Here is a 3,537-nt window from a genome sequence, read left to right on the forward strand (position 1 = left end):
CTGGCCCTATTGTTACTGGGATCAAATGCAAAACAAAAAGGTACTCAACCCGGAATATGGCGGCGACGGAAAAATGACAGGTGACTGCGGACAATATGAAAAACCGCTGATCGGATTTCCCGGTCACTGGGCTCCAAATGATCTTCTTTTCTACCGCGGTAACCAGTTTCCCGAACGTTACCTGAATGGATCTTTTATCGCATTTCATGGATCAACTAACCGGGCGCCTTATCCGCAGTCGAGCTACTTTATTGGCTTTGTTCCATTTAAAAACGGGAAACCAGCAGGTGAATACGAGATTTTTGCGGATGGTTTTGCAGGAATCGATCCGATCGTTAATGTAAGTGACGCGGTATACCGCCCGATGGGAATCGCAATGGGGCCTGATGGTTCGATCTACATTGCAGAAACAGAAAAAGGTAAAATCTGGAAAGTAACTTATACCGGCAACAAAAAGAAGTTTACAAAAAATGCATTGGCCAAAATGCAAAAACGGAAGTCGCTTACCCATATCCGCACGCCTGACTTTGTGAATGATAATCTTGACAAAGACAAGCCTGTGGCGGGCAGCAATGTGTACAGTATCTACTGCTCGGCTTGCCACCAGCGCAATGGAATGGGCGATATGCAGCGGTTCCCTCCCCTGGGAGGCTCCGAGTGGGTAACCGGCGACAAGGATAAGCTGATCAATGTGTTGCTGAAAGGCCTCGAAGGTCCGATCGAAGTGAAGGGACAATCCTATAACAACGTAATGCCGCAGCACAGCTTTTTGAAAGACGAGGAGATTTCTGAGGTACTGACGCATATCAGGACCAATTTTGGCAATAGTGCCGGGTCGGTGAGCACTGAGGAAGTTGCCCGGGTACGTGCGGCCAACGATAGTTTAAAGTAATGCTTTTCTCCTTCCAACCTCATTAAGTGGATATTACTCTCCGGCAATTGAGTATTCCTTTTGGGGGTTGGAGGGAGAATCGCCCGTTTGATAGTAACACAGATCCACTTTTCAGTTCACTCAAATGTTCCTAAACAGCATACTTGGCGCCAGTTTTATCCTGCTATTTGGTTCTGCAATAGCAGGTTTTTCCTTTCAAAATAATGCACATCCTGCCAGTCTGAGCCAGGAACCCTGGGTAGCGCCTGCCTGGGCAGATACGCTGAAAAGTCCGTTTCATGAAGAGCCGCTCACGCTGGCGCAAGGCGAAGAGCTGTTTACGCTTTATTGCGCCTCTTGTCACGGCGATGCAGGTTATGGCGACGGTGCGGCTGGTGGTGCGCTGGGACAGAAACCGGCTAATTTCCACGACACCCTCGTTAAAAAACAAACGGACGGTGCCTTATTCTGGAAACTTTCGAATGGAAGAGGAAATATGCCTCCCTTTAAAGATGTGTTTGAAGATGAGCAGAAGTGGCAGCTTGTCGCCTACATCCGCCATCTTGGCAAAACTGAGTAAATCCTGAACTACTACATACATGTTATACCCCAGCAACTTCTGCAAGTACGCACTCGCTACCCTGTTCCTTGCAGGCGTATCCGCGCCTGCATTTTCACAGCAAAAAGAGGTAAATATCCAAACGCCGGTTGCATTGCGTGATGATATTACCATTGAAGAATACATGAAAGTAGAGCCGGAAGCTGTGCGGATTATCCGGCATCCGGTTACCGGTGAGATTTATTACACCACGTTTTTCGGGGATGTGATCAAGATTGTTGAAGTGGACGGAAAGCCGCAGAGCAAAAAGGTTTTTTCAGTTGAAGACCACGGTATCCCCCGCTTGCAGGGCGCTGCTTTTAATGGAAATACCTTGTTCCTGGCCGGCAATGTAAGTGTGAACAACAACAAAGGCAACAAAGGCAGGATGGTGCGGTATGAAATGAAGAATGGAGTTGAAAAACAGGGTGGCGCTCCACCGGAAATGACAGTCGTTTTCAATACAGTGGAGTACGGGGCCAATAAAACCACTTTCGACCACGGCTGGAATGCATTGGAAATCAGCCCGGACAAGAAGTATGTGTTTGTTAACACAGGCGCCCGGACAGACCATGGCGAAGTGCAGGACAATGGCGGAGAGTACCCCAATGCGCGTGACAATGCCTTAACCGCCAATATTTTCCGCATTCCCATTGATGCAAAAGACCTGACACTCACCACCGACGCAGCCGAAATGAAAGCGAAAGGCTACCTTTTTGCTGAGGGTATCCGGAATGCATACGATATGGCTTTTGACGGAAAAGGCAACCTGTTTGCTGTATCGAATTCCGGTGATTACGATCACCCTGAAGATATGTTCTGGGTTCGCCAGGGACACCATTATGGATTTCCATGGATAATGGGCGGCATTGAAAACCCGCAGCAATATCCCGACTACCAGCCCGATCCTGAAAAAGATCCGTTCCTGAGCAAGTTTGCATTCGCCTGGTTAATGAAGTATTTCCACAACGACCCTGAATTTCCGAAAAGACCTGCGGGGATAACCTTCACACCTTCCGTGCAAAACATGGGACCGGATGCCAACGAGTACCGCGATCGTACAACGGGCCTGGTTATGGACGGCGATACCACGGGCGTAACAGTAGGAACATTCAATGCGCATTCCTCTCCGCTGGGTTTGTTTTTCGACAATGAAAAAGCGCTGGGCAAAGACCTGGCTGGCGACGGATTTGTGATCAGGTATACAGGCGGTCCGCGCAACGGGATCGCAAATCCCAGTCCATTACGGCGCCAGGGCAAAGACCTGCTCCACCTCGAAATGAGCTACGATAAGGCAAGCGACAATTATAAAGTAAAAACAACGCGCATTGTCGACAACTTCACTTCCCCGACCGACGCATTGCTGGTGGGCAATACGCTCTATGTGATTGAGTATGGCGGCAAGCAGGGCGGCAATAAGGCAGGCGGCAGTATATGGAAGATCACAATGCCAGGTACTGATAAAATTTCCAAGAAAACCAGGAAAAAGAAAGCTTAATACAACCAGTTTATAACCTTAATAAAAAAGAGTATGAAGTCCGAAAGAAGATCGATTATCAAAAAGCTGTTCGCCTCTGTGGCCGGAGTTGCCGGGTTTGGTATGGCGACCAAAGCAAAAGCTGACGCAACTCCGGAGAAGGAAGTTGGAAGTGTGGAAATGTACCAGGATGTACCCCTGTTTTCCGGTCACACCAAATTCAACAACCTGGTGTTCGTAGCTGGAAAAGGCGCTCACTTTGAAGGAGATATCACGGCACATACCAAGCACGTACTGGACGAACTGGAAAAAGAGCTGATCAAAGCAGGTTCTTCCATGGAGAAAGTACTTAAATGCAGCGTTTTCCTGCACGACCTGAACGATTACAAAGCCATGAACGAAGCCTACAAAGGCCGCTTCGGCAACAAACCACCATGCCGCACCACAGTAGCAGTATACGGCGGCGTACCAGGTGACTCGCTGGTGGAGATTGACTGCATTGCGTACGTTTAAGGATTGTTTTTCAGACTCATAATAGCTTTGTCAAAAGCTGTGACAAGCTTTGTCTGGTTAATTAAGCCTTGTGAGACT

General features: G+C 48.4%; 4 protein-coding genes. All 4 read left to right on the forward strand.

What is annotated here, in order from left to right; translation table 11 throughout:
- On the forward strand, nucleotides 1–892 hold an 892-nt coding region (locus ACTIE6_RS18280; protein WP_439558013.1), incomplete at its 5' end, for a c-type cytochrome.
- A 124-nt stretch (nucleotides 893–1,016) separates the two neighbouring features.
- Nucleotides 1,017–1,451 (forward strand): c-type cytochrome, encoded by a 435-nt coding sequence (locus ACTIE6_RS18285; RefSeq protein WP_439558014.1) that lies wholly within the window; start codon nucleotides 1,017–1,019, stop codon nucleotides 1,449–1,451.
- A gap of 19 nt (nucleotides 1,452–1,470) precedes the next feature.
- Nucleotides 1,471–2,967 (forward strand): PQQ-dependent sugar dehydrogenase, encoded by a 1,497-nt coding sequence (locus tag ACTIE6_RS18290; RefSeq protein WP_439558015.1) that lies wholly within the window; start codon nucleotides 1,471–1,473, stop codon nucleotides 2,965–2,967.
- A gap of 33 nt (nucleotides 2,968–3,000) precedes the next feature.
- Nucleotides 3,001–3,459 (forward strand): RidA family protein, encoded by a 459-nt coding sequence (locus ACTIE6_RS18295; RefSeq protein ID WP_439558016.1) that lies wholly within the window; start codon nucleotides 3,001–3,003, stop codon nucleotides 3,457–3,459.
- Nucleotides 3,460–3,537: the final 78 nt, after the last annotated feature.

The sequence above is a fragment of the Dyadobacter sp. genome, from assembly GCF_051859145.1.
Lineage (GTDB): Bacteria > Bacteroidota > Bacteroidia > Cytophagales > Spirosomataceae > Dyadobacter.